At 64.4% G+C, this 26,752-nt stretch carries 25 protein-coding genes; 10 read left to right on the forward strand and 15 right to left on the reverse strand.

Features of this window, described 5'->3' with window-relative positions:
• Positions 1–116: 116 nt before the first annotated feature.
• The 6 genes from FJ949_RS10550 (at position 117) to FJ949_RS10575 (ending at position 7,116) form a co-directional block, all read left to right on the forward strand.
• Positions 117–1,292 carry an MFS transporter gene (locus FJ949_RS10550; protein WP_140495673.1) on the forward strand — a complete coding sequence of 392 codons (1,176 nt, stop codon included), beginning with the start codon at positions 117–119 and terminating at the stop codon, positions 1,290–1,292.
• Between the two features lie 94 nt (positions 1,293–1,386).
• Complete coding sequence (locus tag FJ949_RS10555; RefSeq protein ID WP_140495674.1) at positions 1,387–2,547, forward strand: MFS transporter; 1,161 nt, start codon at positions 1,387–1,389, stop codon at positions 2,545–2,547.
• Positions 2,548–2,651: 104 nt separating this feature from the next.
• On the forward strand, positions 2,652–4,712 hold the full coding sequence (locus tag FJ949_RS10560; protein WP_140495675.1) for a prolyl oligopeptidase family protein: 2,061 nt from the start codon (positions 2,652–2,654) through the stop codon (positions 4,710–4,712).
• Positions 4,713–4,779: 67 nt separating this feature from the next.
• Positions 4,780–4,920, forward strand: a complete 141-nt coding sequence (locus FJ949_RS10565) for a capsid protein (RefSeq protein WP_140495676.1) — start codon at positions 4,780–4,782, stop codon at positions 4,918–4,920.
• 49 nt (positions 4,921–4,969) lie between these two features.
• Positions 4,970–6,349, forward strand: a complete 1,380-nt coding sequence (locus FJ949_RS10570) for an aspartate aminotransferase family protein (protein WP_140495677.1) — start codon at positions 4,970–4,972, stop codon at positions 6,347–6,349.
• A gap of 122 nt (positions 6,350–6,471) precedes the next feature.
• Positions 6,472–7,116, forward strand: coding sequence for a cytochrome c oxidase assembly factor Coa1 family protein (locus tag FJ949_RS10575; RefSeq protein ID WP_140495678.1), 645 nt, complete (start codon positions 6,472–6,474; stop codon positions 7,114–7,116).
• A gap of 271 nt (positions 7,117–7,387) precedes the next feature.
• Here FJ949_RS10575 and mmsB read toward each other — a convergent pair whose 3' ends face one another.
• The gene (gene mmsB / locus FJ949_RS10580) at positions 7,388–8,272 is read right to left on the reverse strand and encodes a 3-hydroxyisobutyrate dehydrogenase (protein WP_140495679.1); all 885 of its coding nucleotides are present in this window, start codon (positions 8,270–8,272) and stop codon (positions 7,388–7,390) included.
• 26 nt (positions 8,273–8,298) lie between these two features.
• Entirely contained in the window at positions 8,299–9,465 is a 1,167-nt protein-coding gene (locus FJ949_RS10585; RefSeq protein WP_140495680.1) for an isobutyryl-CoA dehydrogenase, read from the reverse strand.
• Between the two features lie 144 nt (positions 9,466–9,609).
• Here FJ949_RS10585 and FJ949_RS10590 point away from each other — a divergent pair, with 144 nt between their 5' ends.
• Both FJ949_RS10590 and FJ949_RS10595 read left to right on the forward strand, forming a co-directional pair.
• A complete protein-coding gene (locus FJ949_RS10590) occupies positions 9,610–10,224 on the forward strand; it encodes a dimethylsulfonioproprionate lyase family protein (protein WP_140495681.1) in 615 nt (204 codons plus the stop codon).
• A 3-nt stretch (positions 10,225–10,227) separates the two neighbouring features.
• Positions 10,228–11,703: a cobyric acid synthase gene (locus FJ949_RS10595; protein WP_140495682.1), complete on the forward strand. Its 1,476-nt coding sequence runs from the start codon at positions 10,228–10,230 to the stop codon at positions 11,701–11,703.
• Here the strand turns inward: FJ949_RS10595 and FJ949_RS10600 are convergent, their stop codons facing one another.
• The 4 genes from FJ949_RS10600 to FJ949_RS10615 form a co-directional block, all read right to left on the reverse strand.
• The gene (locus tag FJ949_RS10600; protein ID WP_140495683.1) at positions 11,704–12,126 is read right to left on the reverse strand and encodes a VOC family protein; all 423 of its coding nucleotides are present in this window, start codon (positions 12,124–12,126) and stop codon (positions 11,704–11,706) included.
• Positions 12,127–12,211: 85 nt separating this feature from the next.
• Complete coding sequence (locus FJ949_RS10605) at positions 12,212–13,051, reverse strand: AraC family transcriptional regulator (RefSeq protein ID WP_140495684.1); 840 nt, start codon at positions 13,049–13,051, stop codon at positions 12,212–12,214.
• Positions 13,052–13,133: 82 nt separating this feature from the next.
• Positions 13,134–13,304 carry a hypothetical protein gene (locus FJ949_RS10610; RefSeq protein WP_140495685.1) on the reverse strand — a complete coding sequence of 57 codons (171 nt, stop codon included), beginning with the start codon at positions 13,302–13,304 and terminating at the stop codon, positions 13,134–13,136.
• 56 nt (positions 13,305–13,360) lie between these two features.
• Entirely contained in the window at positions 13,361–14,146 is a 786-nt protein-coding gene (locus FJ949_RS10615; RefSeq protein WP_140495686.1) for a TSUP family transporter, read from the reverse strand.
• A gap of 185 nt (positions 14,147–14,331) precedes the next feature.
• Here FJ949_RS10615 and FJ949_RS10620 point away from each other — a divergent pair, with 185 nt between their 5' ends.
• Positions 14,332–14,763: a TerB family tellurite resistance protein gene (locus FJ949_RS10620; RefSeq protein ID WP_140495687.1), complete on the forward strand. Its 432-nt coding sequence runs from the start codon at positions 14,332–14,334 to the stop codon at positions 14,761–14,763.
• A gap of 95 nt (positions 14,764–14,858) precedes the next feature.
• Here FJ949_RS10620 and FJ949_RS10625 read toward each other — a convergent pair whose 3' ends face one another.
• The 5 genes from FJ949_RS10625 to FJ949_RS10650 form a co-directional block, all read right to left on the reverse strand.
• Positions 14,859–16,481: an ABC transporter ATP-binding protein gene (locus tag FJ949_RS10625; protein ID WP_140495688.1), complete on the reverse strand. Its 1,623-nt coding sequence runs from the start codon at positions 16,479–16,481 to the stop codon at positions 14,859–14,861.
• Positions 16,478–17,347, reverse strand: a complete 870-nt coding sequence (locus FJ949_RS10630) for an ABC transporter permease (RefSeq protein ID WP_140495689.1) — start codon at positions 17,345–17,347, stop codon at positions 16,478–16,480. Before FJ949_RS10630 ends, FJ949_RS10625 begins: the two co-directional genes overlap by 4 nt.
• Positions 17,344–18,291, reverse strand: coding sequence for an ABC transporter permease (locus FJ949_RS10635; RefSeq protein WP_140495690.1), 948 nt, complete (start codon positions 18,289–18,291; stop codon positions 17,344–17,346). The genes FJ949_RS10630 and FJ949_RS10635 overlap by 4 nt, the downstream gene beginning before the upstream one ends.
• A 301-nt stretch (positions 18,292–18,592) precedes the next feature.
• Complete coding sequence (locus FJ949_RS10645; RefSeq protein WP_140495691.1) at positions 18,593–20,071, reverse strand: ABC transporter substrate-binding protein; 1,479 nt, start codon at positions 20,069–20,071, stop codon at positions 18,593–18,595.
• A gap of 158 nt (positions 20,072–20,229) precedes the next feature.
• Complete coding sequence (locus tag FJ949_RS10650; RefSeq protein ID WP_140495692.1) at positions 20,230–21,504, reverse strand: acetylornithine deacetylase/succinyl-diaminopimelate desuccinylase family protein; 1,275 nt, start codon at positions 21,502–21,504, stop codon at positions 20,230–20,232.
• 217 nt (positions 21,505–21,721) lie between these two features.
• On the opposite strand from FJ949_RS10650, the gene FJ949_RS10655 reads away from it, so the two are divergent.
• A complete protein-coding gene (locus FJ949_RS10655) occupies positions 21,722–22,150 on the forward strand; it encodes a L,D-transpeptidase (RefSeq protein ID WP_140495693.1) in 429 nt (142 codons plus the stop codon).
• A 46-nt stretch (positions 22,151–22,196) separates the two neighbouring features.
• On the opposite strand, the gene FJ949_RS10660 is transcribed toward FJ949_RS10655, so the two are convergent.
• The 4 genes from FJ949_RS10660 to FJ949_RS10675 are packed head-to-tail and all read right to left on the reverse strand — an operon-like array spanning position 22,197 to position 26,744.
• Complete coding sequence (locus FJ949_RS10660) at positions 22,197–23,165, reverse strand: lipid A biosynthesis lauroyl acyltransferase (protein ID WP_224519172.1); 969 nt, start codon at positions 23,163–23,165, stop codon at positions 22,197–22,199.
• A gap of 12 nt (positions 23,166–23,177) precedes the next feature.
• Complete coding sequence (locus FJ949_RS10665) at positions 23,178–24,206, reverse strand: zinc-binding dehydrogenase (protein WP_140495695.1); 1,029 nt, start codon at positions 24,204–24,206, stop codon at positions 23,178–23,180.
• A gap of 37 nt (positions 24,207–24,243) precedes the next feature.
• Positions 24,244–25,515, reverse strand: coding sequence for a beta-ketoacyl-ACP synthase (locus FJ949_RS10670; protein WP_140495696.1), 1,272 nt, complete (start codon positions 25,513–25,515; stop codon positions 24,244–24,246).
• Positions 25,516–25,556: 41 nt separating this feature from the next.
• Complete coding sequence (locus FJ949_RS10675) at positions 25,557–26,744, reverse strand: beta-ketoacyl-ACP synthase (protein WP_140495697.1); 1,188 nt, start codon at positions 26,742–26,744, stop codon at positions 25,557–25,559.
• Positions 26,745–26,752: the final 8 nt, after the last annotated feature.

Below are 26,752 nucleotides of genomic sequence, written 5' to 3' on the forward strand. Positions count from 1 at the left end.
GCGCCGGCCGTTGGCGCAAGCGGATTTCGCTGTCCGGCCCTTCCTTTCCCGTGATCGAACCGGTAGCTGATGGCTTGCCGATCCGCAGGTCGGCGATTCACTCATGGAACGGCAGCATGGTCGCGACCGGCTCGAGCCAATGCGAAGCGGCAACGCAGTGGGCAGCGCTCGCCGGCGTCACCGCAGCGCTGGCGATGTTCGGCGCCGCGCAAGGGCTGAGCTCGCCGCTGTTCACGCTGCTGATGCAGAAGCAAGGCATGTCGCCGGGCCTGATCGGCCTGTCGGCGGCGATGATGCCGGTTGGCTTGATCCTGTCTGCCTCGTTCGTGCCCGCCGCCGTGCGGCTGGTCGGCGCCCGCACGCTCGCCGTCGGCTGCTCGCTGATCGGTGCGCTGTGCTTCCTGGGCATCGGCTATCTGCAGGATTGGGTGGCGTGGTTCGTCCTCCGTTTCATCATCGGCGTGGTCATCAACCCGCTCTATATCCTCGGGGAGGTGTGGGCGCTGTCGCTGGCGCCGCCGGCGCGACGCGGCCGGGTGATGGGCGTGTTCAACACGCTGATGGGGGCCGGCTACGCGGCCGGGCCTTTCACACTGACCCTGCTCGGCACGTCGGGCTGGGCTCCCTTCAGCGTCGGCATTGGCGGGTTCGTGCTCTGCGCCGTCATTCTGCGCCTTGTCTCCTCAAAGCTCACCGGTTTCGAGGATGACGGCCAGCCAGCCGGCAGCTTTATCGGTTTTGCCCGGCTGGCGCCGGCGCTGCTGCTGGCGGTGCTGGTCTCGGCAGCGGTCCAGCAAAGCACCTATGCGCTGGTTCCGGTCTTCGGCGCCGGCTATGGCTTGCCGGAAGCCGTGCTCGCCGCTCTGGTGATGGCGTTATCCCTGGGCAATATCCTGCTGCAGATCCCGCTCGGCCTGCTCGCCGAACGCTTCGGCGGCCGCCCCATGATCCTGGCCTGTGCGGTGGCGACCACCGTTTGCGCGCTTCTGCTGCCGCTGCTGATCACGACGCCGCTGATCTGGGCGGTGCTGCTGGTGATGGGAGCGGTCGGCTATGGCGTCTACACGATGGCGTTGGTGGAACTCGGCAGCCGGTTCAAGGGCTCGCTGCTGGTCACCGGCAACGCCGCTTTCGCCTTGTTGTGGGGCGTTGGCGGCATTGTCGGTCCGCCCAGCGCCGGTCTGCTGATGCAGGCGATCGGACCTTTGGGATTGCCGGCGGTGATCGTCGGCCTGGACGCGCTGCTGGTCGCCTTCGTGCTCTACAGATCGGCCAGCCGCAGAGGCTCCTGACAGGCTTTGGCCGGAACAAGCGTGGGTTCGGGCTTTGGGGCTTACGGCTATCGGGTCGAAACGCTAAGCCTGCAGCCGAGAGGCGATGTGGATCATGGACCGGGTGGAACCGAAGCGCGACGAGACGATGCAGTGGGCAGCGATCACCGGTGTGATCGCGACCGTGTCGGTGTTCGCCATCGCGCAGGGACTGTCCTATCCGCTCTTGAGCTTCATCCTGCAGCGGCAGGGCGTTTCGCCTGTCATGATCGGCCTGTCGGCGGCGATGACGCCGATTGGCTTCATCGTCTCGTCGCCGCTCATACCGTCACTGGCGCGGCGGTTCGGGGCAGGGCGCACGGCGCTGACCTGCGCGGCGCTTTCGGCGGTCGTGCTGGCGCTGATCGGCTGGACACAGAACGTCTATCTCTGGTTTCCGCTGCGGTTCCTGAACGGCGCGGTGACCAATCCGCTCTATGTCTTAAGCGAAATCTGGGTGATCGCGCTGGCGCCGCCGGCCCGGCGCGGCCGCATCATGGGCGTCTATTCCACGATCATCTCGGCCGGCTTCGCCGCCGGGCCGCTTTGCCTGCTGGCCGTCGGTACGGAGGGCTGGCCGCCATTCCTGGTCGGCATTTCCGCTTTCATCTTCTGCGGCGGCTGCCTGGCCCTGGTGGTCGGGCGCCTGCCTAAGGTCGACGAAGCCGGGCATCGGCTTTCGGTGATGGGCTTCATGCCGCTCGCCTGGCTGCTTTTGTCGGCAGTAATCGTGGCTGCCGGCTTCGAGCAGGCGGTGCTGGCGCTGCTGCCCGTCTACGGCACGCATTATGGCATCGCCGAGAACCGCATGTCGGCGCTGTTGTCGACGATGATCGCCGGCAACATTGCCATGCAGGTGCCGCTCGGCCTGCTGGCCGAGCGGCTGACGGCGCGCCTGGTGCGGTTCATCTGCCTGGTGCTGACGCTGCTCGGCTGTCTGCTGCTGCCGCTGTTGATCGAAACGCCGCTGGTTTGGCCGATGATCTTCGTCTGGGGCGCGGTGTCCTACGGCATTTATACGATGGCGATCATCGAACTCGGCGAGCGTTTCAGCGGCTCGGCGCTAATTGCCGGCAATGCCGCTTTCTCCCTGATGTGGGGCGTCGGCGGCATCCTCGTCCCGCCGCTTGCGGGCGGCGTGATGGACGGGATCGGCGCGAGCGGCCTGCCGGTGACGCTCGGCGCGATCTGCCTGGCGCTGGCGGCTGCGACCGTCATCCGGCGGCGGATCGTGTGACGGCCTGAAGCGATCTGCCGCGATGACGCGGCTTCAACACCTTGAATCCGGCGCCCTTTGACGCGATGTAGGCAGGGCCGCCCCCCGATTTCCCGGAGACCCGCATGACCATTTCGACGACAAAGCCTGGCTTGGCGACCGATGATCCCTTTCTTTGGCTGGAGGAAAGGACGAGCAAGGAGGCGCTCGACTGGGTACATCGCCAGAACGAAGTCACGGTGGCGCAATTGCAGGGCGATCCGTCCTACCAGGCATCGTTCGAAACCGCGCTCGATCTGATGACCGCCGAGGACAACATAGCCGTCGGCTCCGCGCTCAACGGCTACGTCTATAATTTCTGGCAGGACAAGACCAATGTGTTGGGCCTGTGGCGCCGCACGACGGTGGCTTCCTACAAGACCGACAGACCGGACTGGGAAACCATCATCGACTTCGACCAGCTCGCGGCGAAGGAGGGAGTGAAGTGGGTGTTCGGCGGCGCCAGCCGGCTCTACCCCGATTTCAACCGCTGCCTGGTTTCGATGTCGCCTGATGGCGGCGACGCCAGCGAGATGCGCGAATTCGACATCGCCGCCAAATCGTTCGTCGAGGACGGTTTTCGCGCGCCCGCTTCCAAGTCCGGCTTCGGCTGGCTCGACAAGGATACGGTGATCGTCTCGGCAGCCTTCGAAGAGGCCGACAAGACCGAATCCGGCTACCCGCGCGTCGTCAAATTGTGGACGCGCGGCACGGACCTTGAAGACGCGACGCCGATCTTCGAAGCGCAGAAGGAAGACCTCGCCGTCGGCGCCGGCCTGGAGTTCGATGGCGAGAAGCGGCATTTGTTTCTAACGCGGACGCTCAACTTCTTTGCATCGCACAGTTTCCTGCGTCTCCCGTCAGGTGAAAACAGACGCATTCCGTTGCCCGACGACGTTACCGACACGGCGCTTTTCAAGGACCAGATGGTGTTTGGCGTGCGTACGCCTTGGACGGCGCCGGATGGCACGTCCTGCCGGCCGGACGGGCTCTATTCGTTCGATTTCGCGCATTGGATCGAGACCGGCAGTTTCGGCGTCATCGAGACCTTGCTCGCGCCGGCGCATCGCGTGTCCATCGCCGCTCTTGCCAGGACGCAGGACCGCCTGTTCATCAGCCTGATGGACAATGTGCGCGGCAAGGTTGTGGCCTGCGAACGCAGGGACAGCGCCTGGTCGCTGAAACCGGTCGCATTGCCGGAAAACGGCACGGTAGGCATCAGCCATGCCGAACATTTCGGCGCCAGCGTCTCCTTCTCTTTCACCGATTTCCTGACGCCGAGCTCGATCATCTGGTCCGACGACAATGGCGAGACGCTCGCCACAGTGAAGTCGCAGCCGTCGCGATTCGATGCTTCGCAGCTCGTCTCGGAACAGTTCGAGGCGCGCTCGAAGGACGGCACGATGATTCCCTATTTCGTCGTCAGGCGGCGTGACCAGAAGGGCCCGGTGCCGACGCTGCTCTACGGCTATGGCGGCTTCGAAGTGCCTTTGCTGCCTGGCTATGCCGGCGTGCGCGGCAGGCTGTGGCTGGAGAAGGGCAATGCCTATGTGCAGGCCTGCATCCGCGGCGGGGGCGAGTTCGGCCCGGCCTGGCACCAGGCAGCGCTCAAGGGCAACCGGCAGAACGCTTTCGACGATTTCGCGGCGGTCGCGCAGGATGTCGTCAGGCGCGGCATTGCGACAGCTGCCTCGCTCGGCATCCAGGGCGGCTCGAATGGCGGCCTGCTGACGGGCGTCTCGTTGACGCAGCATCCGGAGCTGTTCGGCGCCGTGATCATCGAGGTGCCGCTGCTCGACATGCTGCGCTACACCGAATTGCCGCCCGGCGCGTCGTGGATGGCCGAATATGGCGATCCGTCGAAGCCGGAAGATGCGACCTGGCTGGCCGCCTACTCGCCTTACCAGCATGTCGAGGCCGGTGCCTATCCGCCGGTGCTGCTCACCACCTCGACCGCCGACGACCGGGTGCATCCCGGCCATGCGCGCAAGATGGCCGCCCGCCTGCAGGAGGCCGGCCACGCCGGGACGCTCTTCTTCGAAGAGACCGAGGGCGGCCATGGCGGCCGCGGCGACCGCCGGCCGCAGGCGGCACAGGCCGCGATGAAGTACGTTTTCCTGCAGAGGACGCTGGACGGGAAGGGCTGAACCGAAAGCCTTCGGACCGGAGCGAAGGGTGGTTCACCTCGAACCTTCTTTGCTCTAAGGTGCCTTCATGGCTCCCGTGGTGACATTGGCCGGCCTTTTCGGGGTTCGGGCATTTGGGGGCGCGGTGACGCCGTCGCTGCGCACGTTGCGCGCCGAGCTTTTGCGGCTTTGCGCCCGCATAGGCTATTCGCCACCCGCTATCCTCTGAAGAATCCGCCCCGGCGCAGCCGGATTGGTTCCAGAGGAAGATCAGATCCATGACCTATCAAAATTATTCGCTGAAGCAGCTTCAGCAGATCGACGCCGCGCATCATCTGCATCCGTTCACCGACCATAGGGAATTGCGCGAGGCCGGATCGCGCATCATCACCCACGCCAACGGTCCCTTCATCTACGATTCCGAAGGGACGGAACTGCTCGACGGCATGGCGGGGCTGTGGTGCGTCAATATCGGCTATGGCCGCGACGAACTCGCCGAGGCTGCCTATGCGCAGATGAAGGAGCTGCCTTACTACAATTCTTTCTTCAAATGCTCGACGCCGACGCCTGTGCTTCTGTCGAAGAAGCTGGCGGAGATCGCGCCGAAGAATGTCAACCAGGTGTTCTATGGCTCGTCCGGCTCGGAAGCCAACGACACTGCGCTCAGGCTCGTGCGCCACTATTGGGTGCTCGAAGGCAAGCCGCAGAAGAACCGCGTCATCTCGCGCAAGATGGCCTATCACGGCTCGACCATCGCCGGCACGTCGCTCGGCGGCATGGACGCCATGCACAAGCAACTCAACGGAGAGGTGCCCAACATCGTCCATGTGATGACGCCGTACGCCTATGAGCTGTCGCTGCCGGGCGAGAGCGATCATGATTTCGGCCTGCGCGCGGCAAAGGCGGTCGAGGGCGCCATCCTCGAAGCCGGCGCCGACAAGGTCGCCGCCTTCATTGGCGAGCCGGTGATGGGAGCTGGCGGCGTGAAGATACCGCCGGCAAGCTATTGGCCCGAGGTACAGCGCATCTGCCGCAAATACGATGTGCTGCTGATGCTAGACGAGGTCATCACCGGCTATGGCCGCACGGGCGAATGGTTTGCCGCGCAGACGCTTGGCATCCAGGCCGACACCATCACCACCGCCAAGGCGCTGACGTCGGGCTACCAGCCGCTGTCGGCGCTGCTGGTCGGCGATCGCATTGCCTCGACGCTGATCGAGAAGGGCGGCGAGTTCAATCACGGTTATACCTATTCCGGCCACCCCGTGGCTTGCGCCGTGGCGCTGAAGAACCTGGAGATCATGGAGCGGGAGGGTCTGGTCGACCGCGTCAGGAGCGACACCGGGCCCTATTTCGCCAAGGCGCTGCAAGAGCGCATCGCCGGGCACGAGCTGGTCGGCGAGGTGCGTTCGATCGGGCTGATGGGTGCGATCGAGATCGTCAAAGACAAGGCGACCAAGGAGCGGTTCCTGCCGGCTGGAAGTGCCGCGGTGACCGTGCGCGACCATGCGATCGCCAACGGCATGATGCTGCGCGCCACCGGCGACACAATGATCCTGTCACCGCCGCTGATCTGGACCCGCGACACGATCGATATGGCCTGCGAGCGTATCGGCAAGGCGCTCGACCTGGCGCAAGCGGATCTGCGCAAACGGTAAAAGAAATGGCCGGGCGTTCGTGATCGAGACGCCCGGCCGCTGGCCCCAGACAGACTGAGGGTTCCGGTCGCCGGCGCTATCGGTTACAACCCGCCAAGGCAGTTTTGCCGACGGGGAACGCGATGGCCGGACAACCGCTCAACCAGCCCGCCGAAATCCCGGCTGAGCTCGATCGCTGGAATTGGGGCGCCTTCTTCCTCAACTGGATCTGGGGCATCGGCAACTCCACCTTCATCGCCCTGCTGGCGCTGATCCCGATCGTCAACATCGTCATGATCTTCGTGCTCGGCGCGCGCGGCAGCCGCTGGGCATGGCGGAACCGGGTGTGGCGCGATGCCGAGCAGTTCCGCAGAACGCAGCGCAACTGGGCGATCGCCGGTCTTGCCGTCTGGGTGCTTAGTATCGGGGGCTGCGCGACGATGGTCGGTGGCATCCCTTTCATGATCAAAGGCAGTGACGCCTATCACATGACCATGGAGGTCGTTCGCGCCGATACCCGGGTGAAAGCCGCCATCGGCGACGACGTGACCGCCAATTTCTGGGTCGGCGGCCATCTCAACGTCAACGCAGATGGGACGGGTGACGCGCAGTTCAGCATTCCCATCCACGGCGCCAAGGGAAAGGGCACGGTGTTTTCGCATCTTGTTCGCAATGCAGGCACGTGGAGCACGCACCTGCTCGTGGTCCGGGTCGAGGGCGCCGATGCGCCGATCGTGCTGACCAATGAAGATCACGTGCCGATCCCGAACGCGGCAATCGGAATATGAGGGATGTCGGATCCTGGAACGCAAAAACCGCGCCCCACCGGGAACGCGGCTTTGCCAGATACGCTTGGCGTTTCGCTACGCAAACACTTGGCGAAACTTACGGGCTCCGGTACGCGAGACCTGATCCGGAGCGCCGGGCGGACGCGATATCCGCCTCGCAGTCCGTTTTATAGGGACATCGTTACCGCGGAGTTATCGAGAGCTTAAGCAAACCTAAATTTTGCGGTTCTCCGGCGAGGCGTACGAAAGAAAAACGAGCTTTATCAATTGCTTATTGATTGGCGCCGCGCAGAAAATTTATGATCCCGGAAAAATCGGCGCCGGCATTCCCTTGCGCGTTGAACAGGCCGTAGAGCTGTGTCGCTTCGGCGCCAAGCGGTGTCACCGCGCCCGCGGCTTGTGCGGCTTCCTGCGACAGCTTCAAATCCTTCAGCATGAGCGCGGCGGCGAAGCCGGGCTTGTAGTCGCGGTTGGCGGGCGAGGTCGGCACCGGGCCGGGCACCGGGCAATAGGTGGTCAGCGACCAGCACTGGCCTGAAGAGGTCGAGGCAACGTCGAACAGGGCCTGGTGCGCCAGGCCGAGCTTTTCGGCCAGCACGAAGGCCTCGGCGACGCCGATCATCGAAATGCCGAGAATCATGTTGTTGCAGATCTTGGCCGCCTGGCCGGCGCCGTCGCCGCCGCAATGGACGATGCGCCCGGCCATGGGGTTCAGGATCGGCTCGGCGGCGGCGAAGGCGTCGTCCGAGCCGCCGGCCATGAAAGTCAGCGTGCCGGCGGCGGCACCGCCGGTGCCGCCCGAGACCGGCGCATCAACCGACAGCAGGCCGTGCTTTGCGGCGATGGCATGCGCCTTGCGCGCCGATTCGACGTCGATGGTCGAGGAATCGATGAAAAGCGCGCCCTTCTTTGCCTTGGACGCGATCTCTTCGTAGACCGACAGGACATGCTTGCCGGCGGGCAGCATGGTAATGACAACATCCGCATCTTTCACTGCGGTCAAGGCATTGGCCATGATCGTAACGCCATGTTCTTTGGCGACGGTGAGGTTTTCGGACATTAGGTCGTAGCCGTGCACGGCATACCCCGCTTTGACCAGGTTCGCCGCCATTGGATTGCCCATATTCCCAAGGCCGATGAAGGCGATTGTGGTCATTGTGTCTCTCCCGGAGTTTGCACGCTTCAGCGACCGATCAACGCGCGGGCGATGATGACGCGCATGATCTCGTTGGTGCCTTCGAGGATCTGATGCACACGCAGGTCGCGCACCAGTTTCTCGATGCCGTAATCGTGCAGGTAACCGTAGCCGCCGAGCAGCTGCAGCGCATCGTTGGCGACGTTGAAACCGGTGTCGGTGACGAAGCGCTTGGCCATTGCCGACCATTTCGAGGCATCCGGTGCCTTGCGGTCGAGCTTGGAAGCGGCGGCATAAAGAAAGATGCGCGCCGCCTGCAATTCGGTCTCCATGTCGGCCAACTTGAACTGCAAAGCCTGGAACTGGTTGATCTTCGAACCGAAGGCCTTGCGCTCGGCTGTGTAGGACAGCGCCTTGTCGAGAGCCGACTGCGCGCCGCCCAGCGAGCAGGCGGCAATGTTCAGCCGGCCGCCGTCAAGCCCGGCCATGGCGATGCCGAAGCCGGCGCCTTCGCCTGACAAAAGGTTTTCAGCCGGCACCTTGCAATCCTCGAAAATGACCTGGCGGGTCGACTGCATATGCCAGCCCATCTTGTGCTCATTGGCGCCGAAGGAGAGTCCCGGCGCATCTTTCGGCACGACGATGGTGGAAATGCCTTTTGGTCCCTCGGCGCCGGTGCGCACCATGACGGCATAGATATCGCTGTCGCCGGCGCCGGAGATGAACTGCTTGGCGCCGTTCAGCACGTAGTCGCCGCCGCTCTTCACCGCCCGCGTCTTCAGGGCAGCGGCGTCCGAGCCGGAACCCGGCTCGGTCAGGCAATAGCTCGCCAGCCATTCCATGGAGGTGAGCTTCGGCAGAAAGCGCTGGCGCTGGCCGTCGTCGCCGAAACGATCGATCATCGAGGCCACCATATTGTGGATCGAGATGAAGGAGGAAAAGGCCGGGTCGGCGTGGGACAGCGCTTCGAAGATCAGCACGGCGTCGAGCCGGCCGAGCGCGGAGCCGCCGACATCGTCCCTGACATAGATGCCGCCGAGGCCCAGCGGGCCAGTCTCGCGGATCACGTCGGCGGGGAAATGCTTGTTGCGGTCCCAGTCTAGCGCATTCGGCGCGACGCGATCGGCGGCGAAGGCCTGAGCCATTTCCTGGATGGCGCGCTGGTCCTCGTTGAGTTCGAACTGGCTGGTGCTCGCATCGACCGCGGCGTCCATGGCGTGCTCCCTATATACCGGCCAGCTGGCTCGCTGGCCTGTCGTTTTTGGCTTTGCGCGCGCACCAATCTAGACCAATGATGCCGCCGCGCAACCCGAGCCGCCGCGGAGCGGCTGTGCGTCAATGCATGTCCGGAGCAAGATGTGACGACAAAATTCGATGAGCTGCTAGAGCGGTTCCACGCCTATCTCGCTTCAGTGGGTGACTTCCTGGTGCAGGATGCGGTGGCGCGCATAGGGTGGGATATGCCCGCCCGCGAGCTTGAACCGCACTCACTCGGCTGCCTGCGCCATCTCGATCGTGCCGCCGAATTGACACCGGCGCGGACCAAGCAGCTGGTGCAATTTCTGGCGCAGGAGCGCGGCGAATTGCGCTGGGGCCAGACCTACGGCGAGTCGGATTTCGGCAAGGCGTTCATCGACAATTATGGCTGGCTCGAAGTATTCGGCACCCGCGGCCACTTCGCCAACGACGAGGTCGCCGCCGGCGTGCTGATCCTTGGGCCTGATATCGTCTATCCCGACCACCATCATGTCGCCGAGGAGATCTATATCCCGCTGACCGGCGGCACCGAGTGGCGCATGGGCGAGGACAGCTTTCACAAGCGAGAGGCCGGCGAGGTCGTGTACCACGCTTCCAAGGTCAATCACGCCATGCGCACCGGCAAGGAGCCGTTGCTGGCGCTCTATATCTGGCGCGGCGGGCCGCTGGCGCAGAAATCCACGATCACCGGGACCGTGACGCAGGGCAGGGGCTGAGCCATGGCTAAAGCCATTATGCTGCAAGGCACGGGTTCGGATGTCGGCAAGACCGTGCTGGTCGCAGGGCTGTGCCGCGCCGCAAAAAAGCGTGGGCTGAAGGTGCGTCCGTTCAAGCCGCAGAACATGTCGAACAATGCCGCTGTCGCCGATATTCCCGGCGACAACAGGGCTGGCGGCGGCGAGATCGGCCGCGCGCAATGGCTGCAGGCGATCGCCTGCGGCGTGCCGCCATCGGTTCACATGAACCCCGTGCTGCTCAAGCCGCAGACCGATGTCGGTGCGCAGGTCATCGTGCAAGGCAAGGTGTTCGGCGAGGCGCGGGCGCGCGACTACCAGGCGCTGAAGGGCCGGCTGATGGACGCGGTGCTGGACTCCTGGGGCAAGGTCGGCGAGGGCGCCGATCTCGTCATCGTCGAGGGCGCGGGTTCGCCGGCCGAGATCAACCTCAGAAGCCGCGACATCGCCAATATGGGTTTTGCGACGCGTGCCGATGTGCCTGTCGTGCTGGTCGGCGACATCGATCGCGGCGGCGTCATCGCCTCGGTCGCGGGCACGCATCTGATCCTGCCGGAGGAAGACCGGCGCATGATCGTCGGCTACCTCATCAACAAGTTCCGCGGCGACGTCTCGCTGTTCGACGACGGCATCAAGGCGATCGAAGGGTTCACCGGCTGGCGCTGCTTCGGCGTCGTGCCGTGGCTGAAGGCCGCTGCCCGGCTGCCCTCGGAAGATTCGGTGGTGCTGGAACGGCTTGCCTCCGGGGAGGCGCGTGCGCTGAAGGTGGCGGTGCCGATGCTCGGCCGCATCGCCAATTTCGACGATCTTGACCCGCTCAAGGCCGAGCCGCAGGTGGAAGTGGTGTTCGTGCCGACTGGAAAGCCGTTGCCGCAGGATGCGGGACTGGTGGTCATTCCCGGCTCGAAGTCGACGATCGGGGATCTGCTGAAATTTCGCGAAAATGGCTGGGACCGTGATCTTCTCGCCCATCGCAGGCGCGGCGGCCATGTCGTCGGCATTTGCGGCGGCTTCCAGATGCTTGGCCGCATCGTGCGCGATCCCGACGGCATCGAAGGCAGCGTCACCGAAGCGGAAGGGCTTGGCCTGCTCGACATCGAAACGGTGATGGAACCGGAAAAGACGGTGCGCAACGTCAGCGCCCGCTCGGTGTCGTTCGACCTGCCGCTCGAAGGCTACGAGATCCATCTCGGCCGCACCACCGGCCCGGACATGCTGCGGCCGGCCGCAATCATCAATGGCGCCGAGGACGGTGCGGTCTCGGCGGATGGCAAGGTGGTCGGAACCTATATGCACGGGCTGTTTGGCGCCGACGCCTTTCGAGGGAGGTTCCTCGAAAGCCTCGGCGTCAAGGGCGGCGGCATCGACTATCGCGCCGAGGTCGAGAGGGCTCTCGACGAGGTCGCGGCCCAGTTGGAGAGCCAACTCGACTGCGACGCGATCTTTTCGCTGGCGCGGTAGCTAGTTGGCCATTTCGCCTGCCTTCGGCCAATAGGTGCCGAAGGACCAGACATTGCCCTCCGGGTCGCGGCAGATGAACTCGCGACTGCCATAGTCGCGGTCAGTCAATTCCTGGAGGATTGTGGCGCCTGCCCTCTTCGCCTTGGCGTAGGCGGCGTCTGCGTCGTCGACGGCGATGTAGATTGACTTGCCGCCGCCTGTGCCGGGTTCGCCAACCATTTTGCCGTAGTCGTCGTCGCGCGCGCTGCCGAGCATGATCATCGAGGAGCCGAAGACCAGTTCGGCATGGTGCACGACATCGCCTTCGCCGTAGCGGGCACGGATGCTGAAGCCGAAGGCTTCGCAGAGCCAGTCAATCATTTTTGCGGCGTTCCTGTAACGCAAGGCGGGGTAGAGGCGAGGGGCTTCAGGTGATGCAGGCATGGTAACCTCCTTCATTCAGGCTGGTCGATGAACCCAGTCTGAGCGACAGCCGTTCCGGCGTCTTGAAGAAATGTTACCCGAGGCTTCAGGCCTGTGCCGGAACCGAGAGCGCTGTCGGTGTCTCGCCGGCAAGGACGCGGAACTCACGCACCAGATGCGCCTGGTCGGCATAGCCGCAATCGGCCGCGATGTCGGCCCAATCGCCAGCTTGCTGCCTCGACAGGCCAAGCGCGCGGTTGAAGCGGACGATGCGCGACAGCGTTTTCGGGCCGATGCCGGTCGCGTCCGCGAATTTCCCCGCCAGATGCTTGCGGCTCCAGCCCAGCCTGTCGGCCAGTGACGAGACGCGCACGCGGCCGCCGGAGGCGAGAATCCTGTCATAGGCCCAGGCAACCCCGGCCTGCGTTTCCGGCGCATCGGCCAGCCGGGCGGCGACGAACATCTCGACAAGGGCAAAACGTTTGCTCCAGTCCGCCGCGTTGCCAAGCCGCTCGCGCAAGGCGACGCCTTCGATGCCGAGCACATCGTCCAGGCTGACCATGCGGTCGGTCAACCCGCTCATCGGCTGGTCAAAGAACCGGCGTGCGCCAAGTGGGGTGAAATTGACCTGGACGCAGCAGGCGCCGCCGAAGGATTCGATCATCACGGGTCCGGCATAGAGGCCGGCGGCGAAACTGGCGAAGCGATCATTGTCGCCGGGCGGCTTGCCAAGGCCGATGGCGAAAGGTTCGGCGAAGCTGATGACCAGAGGCACGGTAAGGGAGGCATATTCGACATTGCGGTAATGGCCGGGCGCCGTTTCGCGATAACCGCAAATGTCTGACACAATGCCCGCGAGGGCAGGGCTGGGAAGGCGCCGCCGCATCTCGAACAGCCCGGGGACTGACCGGTCCTGTTCCTCCTGACATGGCATCTCGATTGGCATCGACAGGACTCTAGCAGAGCCCGGACCCGAATCAAAAGCGCCCGGCTCGGCCGGGCGCTCCGAATTGCCTGAGATTTGAATGTCAGGCGCCGCGCATCAGGCAGCCGCCGGCACGCACGAGGTAAGCAATGAGCACGATCCACACCGATGCGAGTGGGATGAACGAAAGAAGGCCGAGGGCGGCGAGAATGCCGATGAGGGCGATGACAAGGGAGATGATGAAAACAATCTCGGTGGGTGTGCTGAGATTCATGTGCGGGTCCTCTCCTCGACATGATTCGAACAGCGGCATTCCATCAGGCGCGCGGGTCACACACCAATCAGGACGCGCAGGGGGTTCGCCGGGTCGGCCAGGAGCTTCGCCGCCAGAGCGACGCAGACGATGACAAGCAGCGGCTTGATCAGCCTGGCGCCGATGCGCATGGCCAGGCTGGCGCCGAGGCGGGCGCCGAGGAACTGGGCGACGCCCATCATCAGGCCGATCTTCCAGGAGATGACACCGACCGCGGCGAAGACGACGAAGCCGCCGATATTGGAGGCGAAGTTGAGCAGCTTGGTGTGGGCCGTCGCCTTGAGTACGCCGTAGCCGGCCAGCGCGACGAAGGCCAGCATGTAGAAGGAGCCGGCACCCGGCCCGAACAGGCCGTCGTAAAAGCCGATGGCCGGCACCAGCGTTATCCCGAACAGGAAGGGCGTCATACGTTCGGCGCGGTCAACGTCGGTCATGTTGGGCTTCAGGGCGAAATAGAGCGCGATGGCGATCAGCACCAGCGGCAGAAGCGCCCGCAGCAGATCGCCGGGCACGACCGTTGCCAGCAAGGCGCCGACGGCACCGCCGGCAAGCGCCAGCAGCGCAGAAGGCAGTTGCCGGCGAAGGTCGACATGGCCTTTCGCGGCATAGTGGATGGTCGCAGATCCCGAGCCGAACATGCCCTGCAGCTTGTTGGTTCCCAGCGCCTCGACCGGCGAGAAGCCGGCCAGCAGCAGTGCGGGAATAGTGATCAGCCCACCGCCGCCGGCAATCGAGTCGACAAAGCCCGCGGCAAAACCGGCGAAGGCGAGCATGGCGACGGATTCTAAGGTGAGGTCGATCATCAGGGAGAAATCAAGCCAGAGATGCTCCGGCTTCGATCACGAACACCCCGTTTGCGCAAGACCGATTTCACGCTACTTCTATCCAAGCGCGTCGCGCCTGGATTTCGCATTGTGCTGTCATTATCCCAAAACCGCTCCGCTTTTTTGGGCTACATGGATTAGAGGAATCGGCAAAGGGGCTCCCGATGGCATTCGAACTGCTCGACCAGATACGCTCGATCTTCGATGGCGACCCCGGGGTGCGCAAGGTGGCGGACGACCCCGTGTTGTCGGCGGAACTTCTGATGCTGTTCCGCATGATCCTGGCTGACGGAACGGTCAGCGAGAGCGAGATGGTTGCCTTCCGGCGCATCTGCAAGGATGCCTTCGGCATTCCGGAAACCAGCATCGACGCCGTCATCGAATATCTCAACGAATTCGGCTACGAAACCAATGGCTCACAGGCCATCGCGCTGTTCCGCGACCTCGATGTCGAGCGGCGCAAGCAACTGGCGCAGCATATGGCCGAGATCGCCAAGGCGGACGCGCAATTGGCCGAGACCGAGGTGCGCCTGCTGCGCCGCACGCTCGACCTGCTCGACATCAGCCCGGTCGACGTGGTGAAATCTGAGCAGTAGGTTGATGGGATCCCAGCCGGGCCGGCTGTCTACGGCAGCCTCCGGCATTTGCGGCCTTTCACTCACACGGCGGATTCGCTTCGCGAACCGATCGCTCACCCCTGCTCCTGCATACGGCGTGCAATTGCCCTGTGCAGGTCCGGCGCTGCGGCGACAAGCGTCTTGGCCGCCTCGGATTGCGGGTGATCCAGCACCTCGCTCGTCCGGCCACGCTCGACGATCTGGCCGTCATGCATGACCAGCACTTCGTCCGTTATGGCGCGGGCGACGGTGAGGTCGTGGGTGATGAAGAGATAGGCGATGCCGAGTTTCTGGTTGAGCTCGGCGAACAGGTCGAGGATCTGAGCGCGGATCGAAACATCGAGCGCCGAAACCGGCTCGTCGGCGACGACCAGTTTTGGGCGGGTGATGATGGCGCGGGCGATCGACAGGCGCTGGCGCTGGCCGCCGGAAAATTCGTGCGGATACTTTTCCATGTCGTGCTGGTCGAGGCCGACCTCGTGCAGCGCCTGCGCCACCATCTCGCGGCGCTCGGCGCGCCCCGGTTTCCTGTCCAGCACGTGCAGCGGCTCGGCGACCAGTTTCTCGACCGTCTGGCGCGGATCGAACGAGCCATAGGGGTCCTGGAATACCACCTGCATGTCGCGCCGCGCCGGCTTCAGGTCCGCCTCGCTCTTGCCGGTGAGGGGCTCGCCGCGAAAGCGGATGGTTCCCGAACTCGGCCGGTCCAGCGCCAGGATCATGCGCGCCAAGGTAGACTTGCCGCAGCCGGAGCGGCCGACCAGCGCCACCGACTGGCCCGGCGCCATGGACAGCGACACGCCGTTGACGGCGCGGATGTCAGGCGCGCGCCGGAACAGCGAGGTGCGCCGGCCGGGATAATCGCGCGTCACGCCCTCAACCTCGAGCAACGGCCGGGCTGCCGAGGGGCCATGCGGCCGGGCGCGGGCCGGCACGTGCATCGAGGCCAGCGCCAGCTGGCGGGTATAGGGGTGGAGCTGTTCAGAGAGCGTGCGGGCCGTATCGCCGGCTTCCATGACTTCGCCCCGACGAAGGATGGTGATGCGGTCCGCCATCTCGGTGACCACGGCGAGGTCATGCGAGATCAGGAGCAGGCCCATGCCGCTCTCCGCGACAAGGTCGCGCAAGAGGGTGAGGATTTGCGCCTGGAGCACAACATCGAGCGCCGTCGTAGGCTCGTCGGCGATCAGCAGCTTCGGCTTCAGCGCGCAGGCCATGGCAATGACGACGCGCTGGCGCTGGCCACCGGACAGCTCGTGCGGATAGCGCGACAGCGGGAATTTTGCCGATGGCAAGCCGACCCGGTCGAGCATTTTTCGCGCCCGCTCTTCCGCCTCGGCGCGGCTCGCCTTGGCATGCCAGCGTATGCCTTCGGCGACCTGCTCGCCGATGGTCTTGAGCGGGTTCAACGCGGTCATCGGTTCCTGGAACACCATGCCGATATCGTCACCGCGCAGGGCGCACATCTGATCCTCGCTTGCCGCGAGGATGTCGATGCCGTCGAAGGTGATGCGCCCGCTGGCACGCGCGGCATATGGCAAGAGCCGCATGACGCTCAGAGCCGTCATCGATTTGCCGGAGCCGGATTCGCCGACCAGCCCCATTACCTCGCCGGGCGCGATGGAGAACTCGATGCTCCGGAGGATCGGCGTGTCGCCGATCGCCAGCGACAGATTGTCGATTTCCAGAAGGCTCATCGTTGCCGCCGCGATTTCGGATCGAGGATGTCGGCGATGCCGTCGCCCAAAAGGTTCAGCCCAAGCACGGTGATCACGATCGCCATGCCGGGAAAGATCGCCATCCAGGGCGCCACCACCATGCGGGTCTGGGCGTCGAACAGCATGCGGCCCCAGCTCGGCATCGGCGGTTGGGCGCCAAGGCCCAGATAGGAAAGCCCGGCCTCGGCCAATATGCCGAGCGCGAACTGGATAGTGCCTTGCACCAGGAGCAAGGTGGCGATGTTGGGCAGCACATGTTCGATGGTGATCAGCGCCTTGCCCTTGCCCGCGGCGCGGGCGGCGAGGATGAATTCGCGCGGCCAGATCGCCAGCGCGCCGGCGCGGGCGACGCGGGCAAAGACAGGGATGTTGAAGATGCCGATGGCGATAATGGCATTGATGGCGCCGGGGCCGAAGATGGCGGTGATCATGATGGCCGACAAAAGCGCAGGGAAGGCGAAGACCAGATCGTTGACGCGCATCAGCGCCTCGTCGACGAGGCCGCCGCGCGCCGCGGCGAAAGCACCGAGCGGCACGCCGATGCCCATGCCGATGCCGACCGCGACCAGCGCTACCGCGATCGAATTGCGGGCGCCGACCATGATCATCGACAGGATGTCGCGGCCGAAATGGTCGGTGCCGAACCAGTGCGCCCAGGACGGCGCCAGCGTCTTGTCGGATATCACCAGCCGGGTCACGTCATAGGGCGTCCAGAGATAGGAGAGGATCGCCACCGCCGCCACGAACAACGTGACGGCGAAGCCGGCAAGAAACGAGCGGTTGCCGAACGCGTTGACGAGGATGCCGCCCAGCGTCTCTTCGGGGATGTCCGGATGCAACATCATTGCCGGCTTCGGAGGCGCGGATCGACGACGGCATAAGAGAGGTCGACGACGAGGTTGACGGCGATGACCGCGGCGACCAGCAGCATGACGACGCTTTCCACGACGATCAGGTCGCGCTGGGTGATCGCCTGGAACACCAGCCGGCCGAGGCCGGGCAGGTAGAAGACGTTCTCGATGATGATGGTGCCGGCGAGCAGGAAGGCGAATTGCAGGCCCAGAATGGTCAGCACCGGGATCATGGCGTTGCGCAGTGCGTGCCGCCACAGGACCGCGCGATAGGGCAGGCCCTTGGCGCGGGCGGTGCGGATATAGTCCTCGTTCAGCACCTCGATCAGTGCCGAACGGGTGACGCGTGCCAGGATCGCGGCCTGCGGCAATGCGAGCGCCACAGCCGGCAGCAGCAGTGATTTCAGCGCCGGCCAGGCACCGGCCCCCCAACCGGGAAAGCCGCCGGCCGGAACCAGCCGCAGCCAGACCGCGAAGAGATAGATCAGCATCAGCGCGAACCAGAAATTGGGAATGGCGACGCCGAGCTGCGCGGCGCCCATCGCCGCTGTGTCACCTATCCGCCCGCGATGGTTCGCTGAAAACAGGCCGACCGGGATGGCGATGAGGGTGGATAGGGCGAGCGCGATCAGCGCCAGCGGCAGCGAGACGACGAGACGCTCGCGCACGAGGTCGATGACCGGCACCGAATAGGTGTAGGAGCGGCCGAAATCCAGGCAGAGCAGGCCGCCGGCCCAGTGCAGGTAGCGCCAGGGCAGGGGCGCGTCGAGGCCCATCTGGTTGCGCAGCAGCTCGACCTGGTCGGCGCTGGCATTCATGCCCAGCATCAGCCGCGCCGGGTCGCCGGGCAGGATCTCCAGCACCGCGAAGACGACCATGGAGGCCAGCGCCAACGTGGCGGCGGCGATCGCGAGACGCCTGAGGAGGTAGGCGGTCATCGCTTGATCGGCCAACAGTCGAAATCGGCGCTGCCCCTCATCTGCCTGCCGGCATCTTCTCCCCGTATAGAGACGGGGAGAAGGACGCCTTCGCAAAGGATTTCGCCAATCTTCAGCGTTGCAGAAAGGGTGCCGAGGTTGCGGCCAGCCCCCTTCTCCCCGTCACTATACGGGGAGAAGTGCCCGGCAGGGCGATGAGGGGCGGCGCAAACCTGAAGCGATCGTCCTGCGGCTCGGGTCAGGCAGCCCGGCAGGGCAGAGGGGGGTGAGGAGCGCAAGCGTCGCCTCTTGGCCAACGGCTTCACTCGTTCCACTTCACCTTGGTGAGATCATTGGCCTGGATCGGCGCGTTTTCCCACAGGCCCTGCAGCTTGGCGTCCCAGACGCCGACCTTGGGCAGTTCGTAGAGGAAGCCGACCACGGCGTCGTCGGCCAGGATCTTCTGTGCCTGCCCCAGCAATTCCTTGCGCTTGGCTTCATCGGAGGTGACGTCCAGATCGGCGATCACCTTGTCGAAGGCCGGATTGTCGTAGTTGAAGTAATAATCCTTACGCGCATAGATACCGATGTCGTTGGGCTCGGTATGGGAGACGATGGTCAGGTCGTAGTCCTTCTTGGTGAACACCTGGTCCAGCCACTGCGCCCATTCAACCGGGATGATCTCGAGGTTGATGCCGACGTCACGGAGCTGCGAGGCGATGATCTCGCCGCCGAGCCTGGCATAGGTGGGCGGCGGAAGCTTCAGCGTCGCCTTGAAACCGTTCTCCAGGCCTGCTTCCTTCAAGAGTTCCTTGGCCTTGGCGACATCGTGCGGATAGCGGCCGGTGAGGTCGACGTAGTCCTTGTTGGCCGGCGACATATGCGAGCCGATCGGCAGGCCGAGGCCGGCCGAGGCACCGTCGATGATCGCCTTGCGATCGAGCGCGTAGGAGATCGCCTGCCTGACCTGCAATTTGTCGAAGGGCGGCTTCTTGTTGTTGATCGACAGGATGGTTTCGCCTTCGGTCGAACCGATCACCACCTTGAAACGCGGATCGTCCTTGACCTGCGCGAGACTGTCGGGATCGAAGAATGGGAACGCCTGGATATCGCCGGAAAGCAATGCCGGTACGCTAGCGGCGGCATCGGGCACGATGCGGAACTCGACTTTGTCGAGGTAAGCCGGCGTGCCCCAATAGCTGTCGGATTTCACCAGCGTGATCGAGGATCCCTTGGCCCAGCTCTGGAATTTGAACGGGCCGGTCCCGACCGGCTTTTCCTTGTTGGCGTCAGCGGATTTCGGCGAGACGATGACAGCATCGCCCCAGCCCATATTGTAGAGGAAGGATCCCTGCGGGTTCTTCAACGTCACCTTGACCGTTGCCGGGTCGACCACGTCGACCATATCGATGGCTGCGAACAGGGCTTTTTGCGCATTGACCGAATTGTCGGCGCGGGCGCGGTCGAGCGAGAATTTCACGTCGTCGGCGCTGAAGCCGGCGCCGTCGTGGAATTTCACGCCGGGGTGCAGCTTGAAAGTGTAGGTCTTGCCGTCGTCGGAGATGGTCCAGCTTTCGGCCAGGTCCGGCAGCACTTCGCCGTTTGGCCCGATGCGGGTCAAGCCTTCGAACACATTGGCGTAGAGAACCTCGTCGATTGCGGCGGCGGCGCCGGCGGTCGGATCGAGATGCGGCGGTTCGAGCGGGATGCCGATGACCAGATCGGTTCGCGCCGCCAGCGCGGGAGCGCCGGCGATCAGCGCCAGGACGGCGGCTGCCAGGATGGTTTTCCACAATTTCATCGTGCTACTCCCCGTGTGGTCAAACATGCGCTCAAACCGGGCGAATAGAAGCGTGATTTCGCACGGGAGTAAATTGCGTTTCGTGCCGCGCGGCGGCGTAGCCGGGAATGTTTTTCTCCGGACGGCCGCATCGATCGTTGGCTCTTGCCCGTGCGGCGCTATCGGGCGCCGCGCAGCAGCACGTTGAGCCCGAACGCCATCACCTTGGCCGATTCCACCATATCCGAGATGCCGACCCATTCGTCCGGCCGGTGGGCGAGATCGAGAATGCCCGGGCCATAGGCGATGCAATCATAGACATGGCCGATGCGGGCAATGTGCTTCTGGTCGTAGGTGCCGGGTGAAATGACGTAGTCGGGCTCGCGATCGAAGATCGCGTGGATGCCTTGCGCGATTGCCTTGACGACCGGAGCGTCGCGCTCGGTCATCAGCGGCAGCACCTCCATCAGGTCACGGATCTCGTAGTCGAACTTTTGCCGATCACGCTTCAGCCGCTCGAGAATGCCGGTCACCTCGCCCTTGACCGTGGCGAGATCCTCTTCGAGCAGGAAGCGGCGGTCGATGGTCAGCCGGCAGGAATCGGGCACGTTGGGCGAGGGCAGGCCGGGCCGGAAATCCTCGGTCTGGCCGCCATGGATGGAGTTGATGTTCATGGTGGAACGCTTCGCCCCTTCGGGCACGACCGGCATGCGCGTCATCTTGCGGTCAAGCGCGGGGAACAATTCGTCCTCGAATGCCTGCAGCACGGCGCCCATATGGCGCACCGCATTGTCGCCGAGGAACGGCATCGAGCCATGCGCGATCTCGCCCTTGGTCTCGATCTCGGCCCACCAGACGCCGCGATGGCCAAGGCAGATGCGCTCCTTGTTCAGCGGTTCGGGAATGATGACGTGGTCGACCCTGGGTTTCGAGAAATAGCCGAGCCTCGCCAGATGCGCGACACCGCCGAAGCCGCCAGATTCCTCGTCGACCGTGCCTGATATCTCGATGGCACCGGGAAAATCGGGAAATACCTCCATGAAGGCTTCGGCCGCGATGATCGAGGAAGCCAGGCCGCCCTTCATGTCGCAGGCGCCGCGGCCGTAGACCTTGCCGTCCCTGACGATGCCGGCGAAGGGGTCGACGGTCCAGCCGTCGCCGGCCTCGACGACATCGATATGCGAGTTGAAATGGACGCAGGCGCCAGGCGAGCGCCCATCGAAGCGAGCGACGACGTTGACGCGCGGGTAGCGGTCGGTGTCGCCGGGCGTGCCCTCGGCACGGATGAACTCGGTCTGAAAGCCGCTCTTCTTCAGCCGCGCGGCAAGAAATTCGGCGCATGGCCGGTACGCTTCGCCGGGCGGGTTGATGGTGGGAAAACGGATCAACTCGGCGGTCAGCGCGACGAGATCGTCACGCCGGTCATCGATCGCTTGGAAGAGTCGCTCGTTCATGGCCCGAGTTGAGCAGCGATCGGCGTCGTTTTGCAAGTCCGCTGGCAATTGGGCCGTTGCGGCGTGTCGTTACGGCAACTCTTGCGGGAATTCGTTCAAATTCGCTGCTTTGGATTGGCGAATTGGTCAAGGGTATATGTTATGCCGTTCACCTGTCATTAAAGAGATGAAAAACGACGTGAAGGCAGGCAAGGGGCAATCAAAGGGGTTTGATCGCATGAAAAAGACAGTTCTCATGGCAGCAGCACTTGTCACGATGCTGTTGGGTGCTTCGGTGCAGAGCTGGGCAGCCAGCCTCATTGCAAATATAGACGTGTCGTCGCAGACGATGACGGTCAGGTACGGCCAGGAGGTCTACCGGTGGAGCGTGTCCACGGCTCGGTCCGGCTACTTCACGCCACGCGGCACCTACCGACCGCAGCGAACGGCCCGGATGTGGTATTCGCGCAAATACGACATGTCGCCGATGCCTTATTCCGTGTTCTTCCACGGCGGCTATGCCATCCACGGAACGGGCGCGGTGAGGCAGCTCGGCCGACCGGCGTCGCATGGCTGCGTGCGGCTGCATACGGCCAATGCGGCGGCTTTCTACTCGATGGTGCGAGAAGTCGGCTTCGGCAACACGCGCATCGTCGTGAGGAACTGACTGCTAAGCCGGCCACTGTGCCGGAGGCGCATCGGACGGATTCAGGCTAGGCGCTTCGGGTCTTTGCCTTGCGTCGCTTGCGGCTGATGTCCCATCTCTTGTGGAACCACATCCACTGGCCGGGATCCTCGCGCACCCAGCGCTCGACCACGTCGTTGAGGAGCTGGGTGGTGGCGCGCACGTCGACACTGCCATCGGCGGTGCGGGGCAATGTCAGCTTCTCTTCTATCTCGAGCCTGAAGCGGTTGCCCGGCAGCCTGACGCAGCGCGCCGGGTAGACGTCGCAATCATAATGACGGGCAAGTGTGCCGAGCACGCGATTGCTCTGGCAGGGGCGGCCGAAGAATGTCGTTTCCAGGCCGCCCGTGAACTTCTGGTCGACGAGGACCCCGATATTGCCGCCGTTTTCCAATACCGAGGCGAGCGCGAACGAAGCGCCCGCCATCGAGGGCAGCAACGATCCCATGGTCGCGCGGCGCGTCGAGAGGATGTAGTCGGCCAGGTACGGATTGTTGGGCGGGCGAAACAGCGCGGTGATATTCATGCCGAAAGTAGCCGCCGCCACCGGCAGCAATTCAAAATTGCCGAGATGTCCGGTGAAGACGATGTGCGGCTTCTTTTCGGCCGCGATCTCGACGAAATGGTCTACTCCCCTGACCTCGACACGGCCGGGACTGGTGGCGGCTGGATCGTAGTCGAACAAGGCGTCGAGAAAGATGTATTCGGCGGCGAGACGCGCCATGTTGCCCCACATGTCGGAGGCGATGGCCTGGATCTCGGCTTCGCTCTTGTGCGGATAGGCCTTGCGCAGATTCTCGACGGCCACATTATGGCGTCCGACCCATGGACCGATGCGGCGGGCGACGCGGTCGGCGAAATTCAGCGCGCTGTCGGGGGGCAGCAGGCGCAGCACCGAGATGATGATCATCGCAATGCGCGCGACCAGCCAGTGCTCGAACCGGCGCAATTGCCGGCCGTAGCGGAACATCAGGTCGCGGCGAAGCTTCTTCAACACAGAAGTCAGGGCCTAGACGACGCGTAGGATGATTTTGCCAAAGACGTCGCGGCCTTCCATGCGCTTCAGCGCGGCGTCGATGTCGTCGAAGCCGACTTCGGTATCGATGACGGGTGCGACCTGTCCCGCCGCCATCTTCTGCATGGCGTTAGCCATGTTCTCCATGCGGCAGCCGAAGGAGCCGAGCAGCTTCAACTGCTGCTGGAAGAGCTGCATCAGATTGACCTGCGCCGACACGCCGGACGTCGAGCCGCAGGTGACGAGCCGGCCACCGCGCTTCAGGCACAGCATCGAGCCGGCAAAAGTGTCGGCGCCGACATGTTCGAAGACGACGTCGACGCCCTTCTTCTTGGTCAGCTTGCGCACGACGCCCTCGAACCGGTCGTCACGGTAGTTGATGACATGATCGGCGCCGAGCGCCTTGGCCTTGTCTATCTTGTCGTTCGAGCCGACCGTGGTGATGACCGTGCAGCCCCTCCGCTTCGCCAGCTGGATGGCGGCCGAGCCGATGCCGGATCCGCCGGCATGGACTAGGATCGTCTCGCCGGGCTCGAGCCTGGCATTGTCGAACAGCATGTGTTCGACGGTGCCGAAAGTGACGGGGGCGACAGCCGCGCCGATCTCGCTCACGCCTGGAGGGACGGGGACCAGCAGGCGCGCCGGCAGGTTGATCTTCTCCTGCGCGAAGCCGTCGAGGTGGAAGCCATGAACGCCCGAGACGTGTTCGCAAAGATTGTCGCGGCCTTCGCGGCAGGCACGGCAAAGGCCGCAGGTGCGCGCGCCGTAGATCGAGACCAACTGTCCCGGCAGCAGGCCGGAAACGCCGGGACCGACGGTCTCGACCTCGCCGGAGGCTTCCGCGCCGACGACCAGCGGCAGCTTGCGCTTGGCGAAAGCCATGCCGCGCCAGCCCCAGACGTCAATGTGGTTCAGCGCCACTGCCTTGATGCGCAGCGTCACCTCGCCGAGCGCGGGCGGCGGCGGGGGCGGCAGGTCCACCGTTTCAAGACGGCGGTCCTCGATAAGTTGCAGTGCGCGCATGGAGCCTGTCGGTTCTGTTCTAGCGGAAGTGGCTCGCTTAGACCGGTTCCCGCGCCATGACAAGGCAAGTGTTCTGGCCGCCAAAGCCGAAGGAGTTCGAAAGCACGGTGCCAACCTGCGCATTGCGCTTCTTGTTGGGCACGACATCGAGCACGATCGCCGGATCGGGATTGTCGTAGTTGATGGTCGGCGGAATGACGCCTTCGCGCATGGTCATCAGGGAAAATGCCGCTTCCACCGCGCCGGCGGCGGACAGCGTATGGCCGATCATCGACTTGTTGGACGAGATCGGCATCGAGCCGATCCGCTCGCCGAACACCGTCGACAGCGACAGGTGCTCCATCTTGTCATTTTCCGGCGTCGAGGTGCCGTGCGCGTTGACATAGTCGATCTCGTCCTCGCCCAGGCCGGCATCGGCGAGGGCGGCGCGCACCGCCGCGATCGCCGGCGAACCATCCGGCTTGGAGCGGGTGCGGTGGAAATCGTCCGCCTTTTCGCCGCAGCCGCGCAGAATGCCCAGAACGCTCGCTCCACGGGCGAGCGCTGCTTCCAGCGATTCCAGCACCAGAGCGCCGGAACCTTCGGCCAGCACAAAGCCGTCGCGGTCCTTGGAGAAGGGCTTGGAAGCCTTTTCCGGGATGTCGTTGTGGGTCGAAAGCGCCGACAGCAGCGAAAAACGGATCAGCGCCTCGGCGGTCGCCGAGCCGTCCGCGCCGATCGACAGCGCCCGGTCGCATTCGCCTCTGCGGATTGCCTCGACCCCAAGCTGGATGGCCGTGGCGCCGGAGGCGCAAGCGGTCGACAGCGTGATCGGCAGGCCGCGCGTGCCGAAACGGTCGGCGAGCCGGTCGGCGATCGACCCGAACTGCGTGGTCTCGAAAGTATCGAGCTCCTTCAGGCCGCGCGCCACCCGAAGCAGCCTTTCGGCACCGGCGTCGTGCTTGTCGGAATTATAGAGCGCGAACCGCTCATGCCAGTCGAGTTCGACCGGCGGCGAGGCCAGAAACAGCGGTCCGCCGAAGTCGCTGGAATTGAGGCCGGCTTCGGCAACGGCTTCCTGCGCGGCCGTCTCCGCCAGTTCGTATGTGAGGGGGCTGGCGCCCTTCGAGCTCGACGCAAGGAAATCGACCATGCCGGAAATGCGGGTGTTGAGGTGGTCGACAGGGAAGCGGGTGATCGGGTGGATGCCCGATCTGCCCGAGGTCAGCGCCGTCCAGTTGTCTGATTTGCCGGCTCCAAGGGAAGTAACCACGCCGATGCCTGTGACGGCAACGATCGGCCTGCCCATGTGATCTCTGAGATTGGCCATCCGGAAGCCCTAACCTTTGTCGTTGTATGTGGCTGGCCGCTCTATGCGGCGTTGACCAGCGCCATGCCCTCGAATTGGTGGTAGCCGATCGCCGTTGCAAGGACGCTTCTTGGAATGCCTTCGAACGGTTTCTCGGCAGCGGCATCGAAAACGGGGTAGGCGGCCTTACGGTCGACGGCGAGCGCCGCCAGCGCCACGGCGAAGGGAAACTGCGCTTCCTTCATGTGGCCGGTCAGCGTCGCGAAGCCACGCGCCGCGATCGCGGGATTGGCGTCGAATGCCGACTTCTCGGCGGAGGTAGCCGCGTGAGCGCCTGAGGCGCCAGACATGGTCAGCAAGCCGCCATTCGGCACGGCGGTCTTCTTGAGCAGCGCGGCGATCTCGGAATCGAGCTCGCCCTGCCGCCGCCTGGCACGGCCGGAGACGACCGGGCCGAGCTCGGCATAGATCTTGCGCCCCCGGCTTGCCGCGTGTTCGCGCTGCTCCAGCACCAGGAAAGCGCCGCCGGATCCCGACACCACGCCGCCACCTTCGGCGCCTTGCCGCTGCCAGACGGGCTTCCAGGCGCCGCGATGCAGGTAGCCGGCAAGCTCATAGCCGAGCAACATATCGGAATGTTCGGTCTGGAAGGCGCCGCCCACCAGTATATGCGTCGACTGGCCGGAACGAATGCGCGCGGCAGCCGTCTCGACGGCGGCTACGCCGGCGCCTTCCTCGCCCATGAAGGTCCTGGACGATCCCGTCACCTTGTGGACGATGGAGATGTTGCCGGCGAGCAGATTGGAAAGCTGTGCCAGGAACAGGGTGGGGCGCAGTTCGGTGGTGAGCTTCTCGTTGAGCAGCACGTCACGGTCGTTGCGGCTTTCCGAGGCGGCCAGGATGGCGGCATCGACCGCTTCGTCGCGCTCGCCGCCGCCGGCGGCCACGACCATGTCCATGGTCGTGCAGAGCTCGTCATTGCCCTTGATGCCGGCATCGTCCAGCGCAAGACCCGCGGCATAGGTGCCGAGCCTCTGCCAGGTTTCCATCTGGCGCTGGTCGCCGCGCTTGGCGATCTGCAGGTTCCAGTCGATCTCCGGCAGCGGATGGACGGTGTAGGGCGCGAAACGCTCGGCTTCGAGCACCGGCTTCTGATCCGGCTGAGTGAGCTTGCGCCAGTGTTCATCGGGGCCTTCTCCCAACGAGGAGACAAGGCCAATGCCGGTGATGACGACGTCGCGGGGGCTCATGGATGATC

The sequence above is a fragment of the Mesorhizobium sp. B2-4-1 genome (genome assembly GCF_006442185.1).
Taxonomy (GTDB): domain Bacteria; phylum Pseudomonadota; class Alphaproteobacteria; order Rhizobiales; family Rhizobiaceae; genus Mesorhizobium.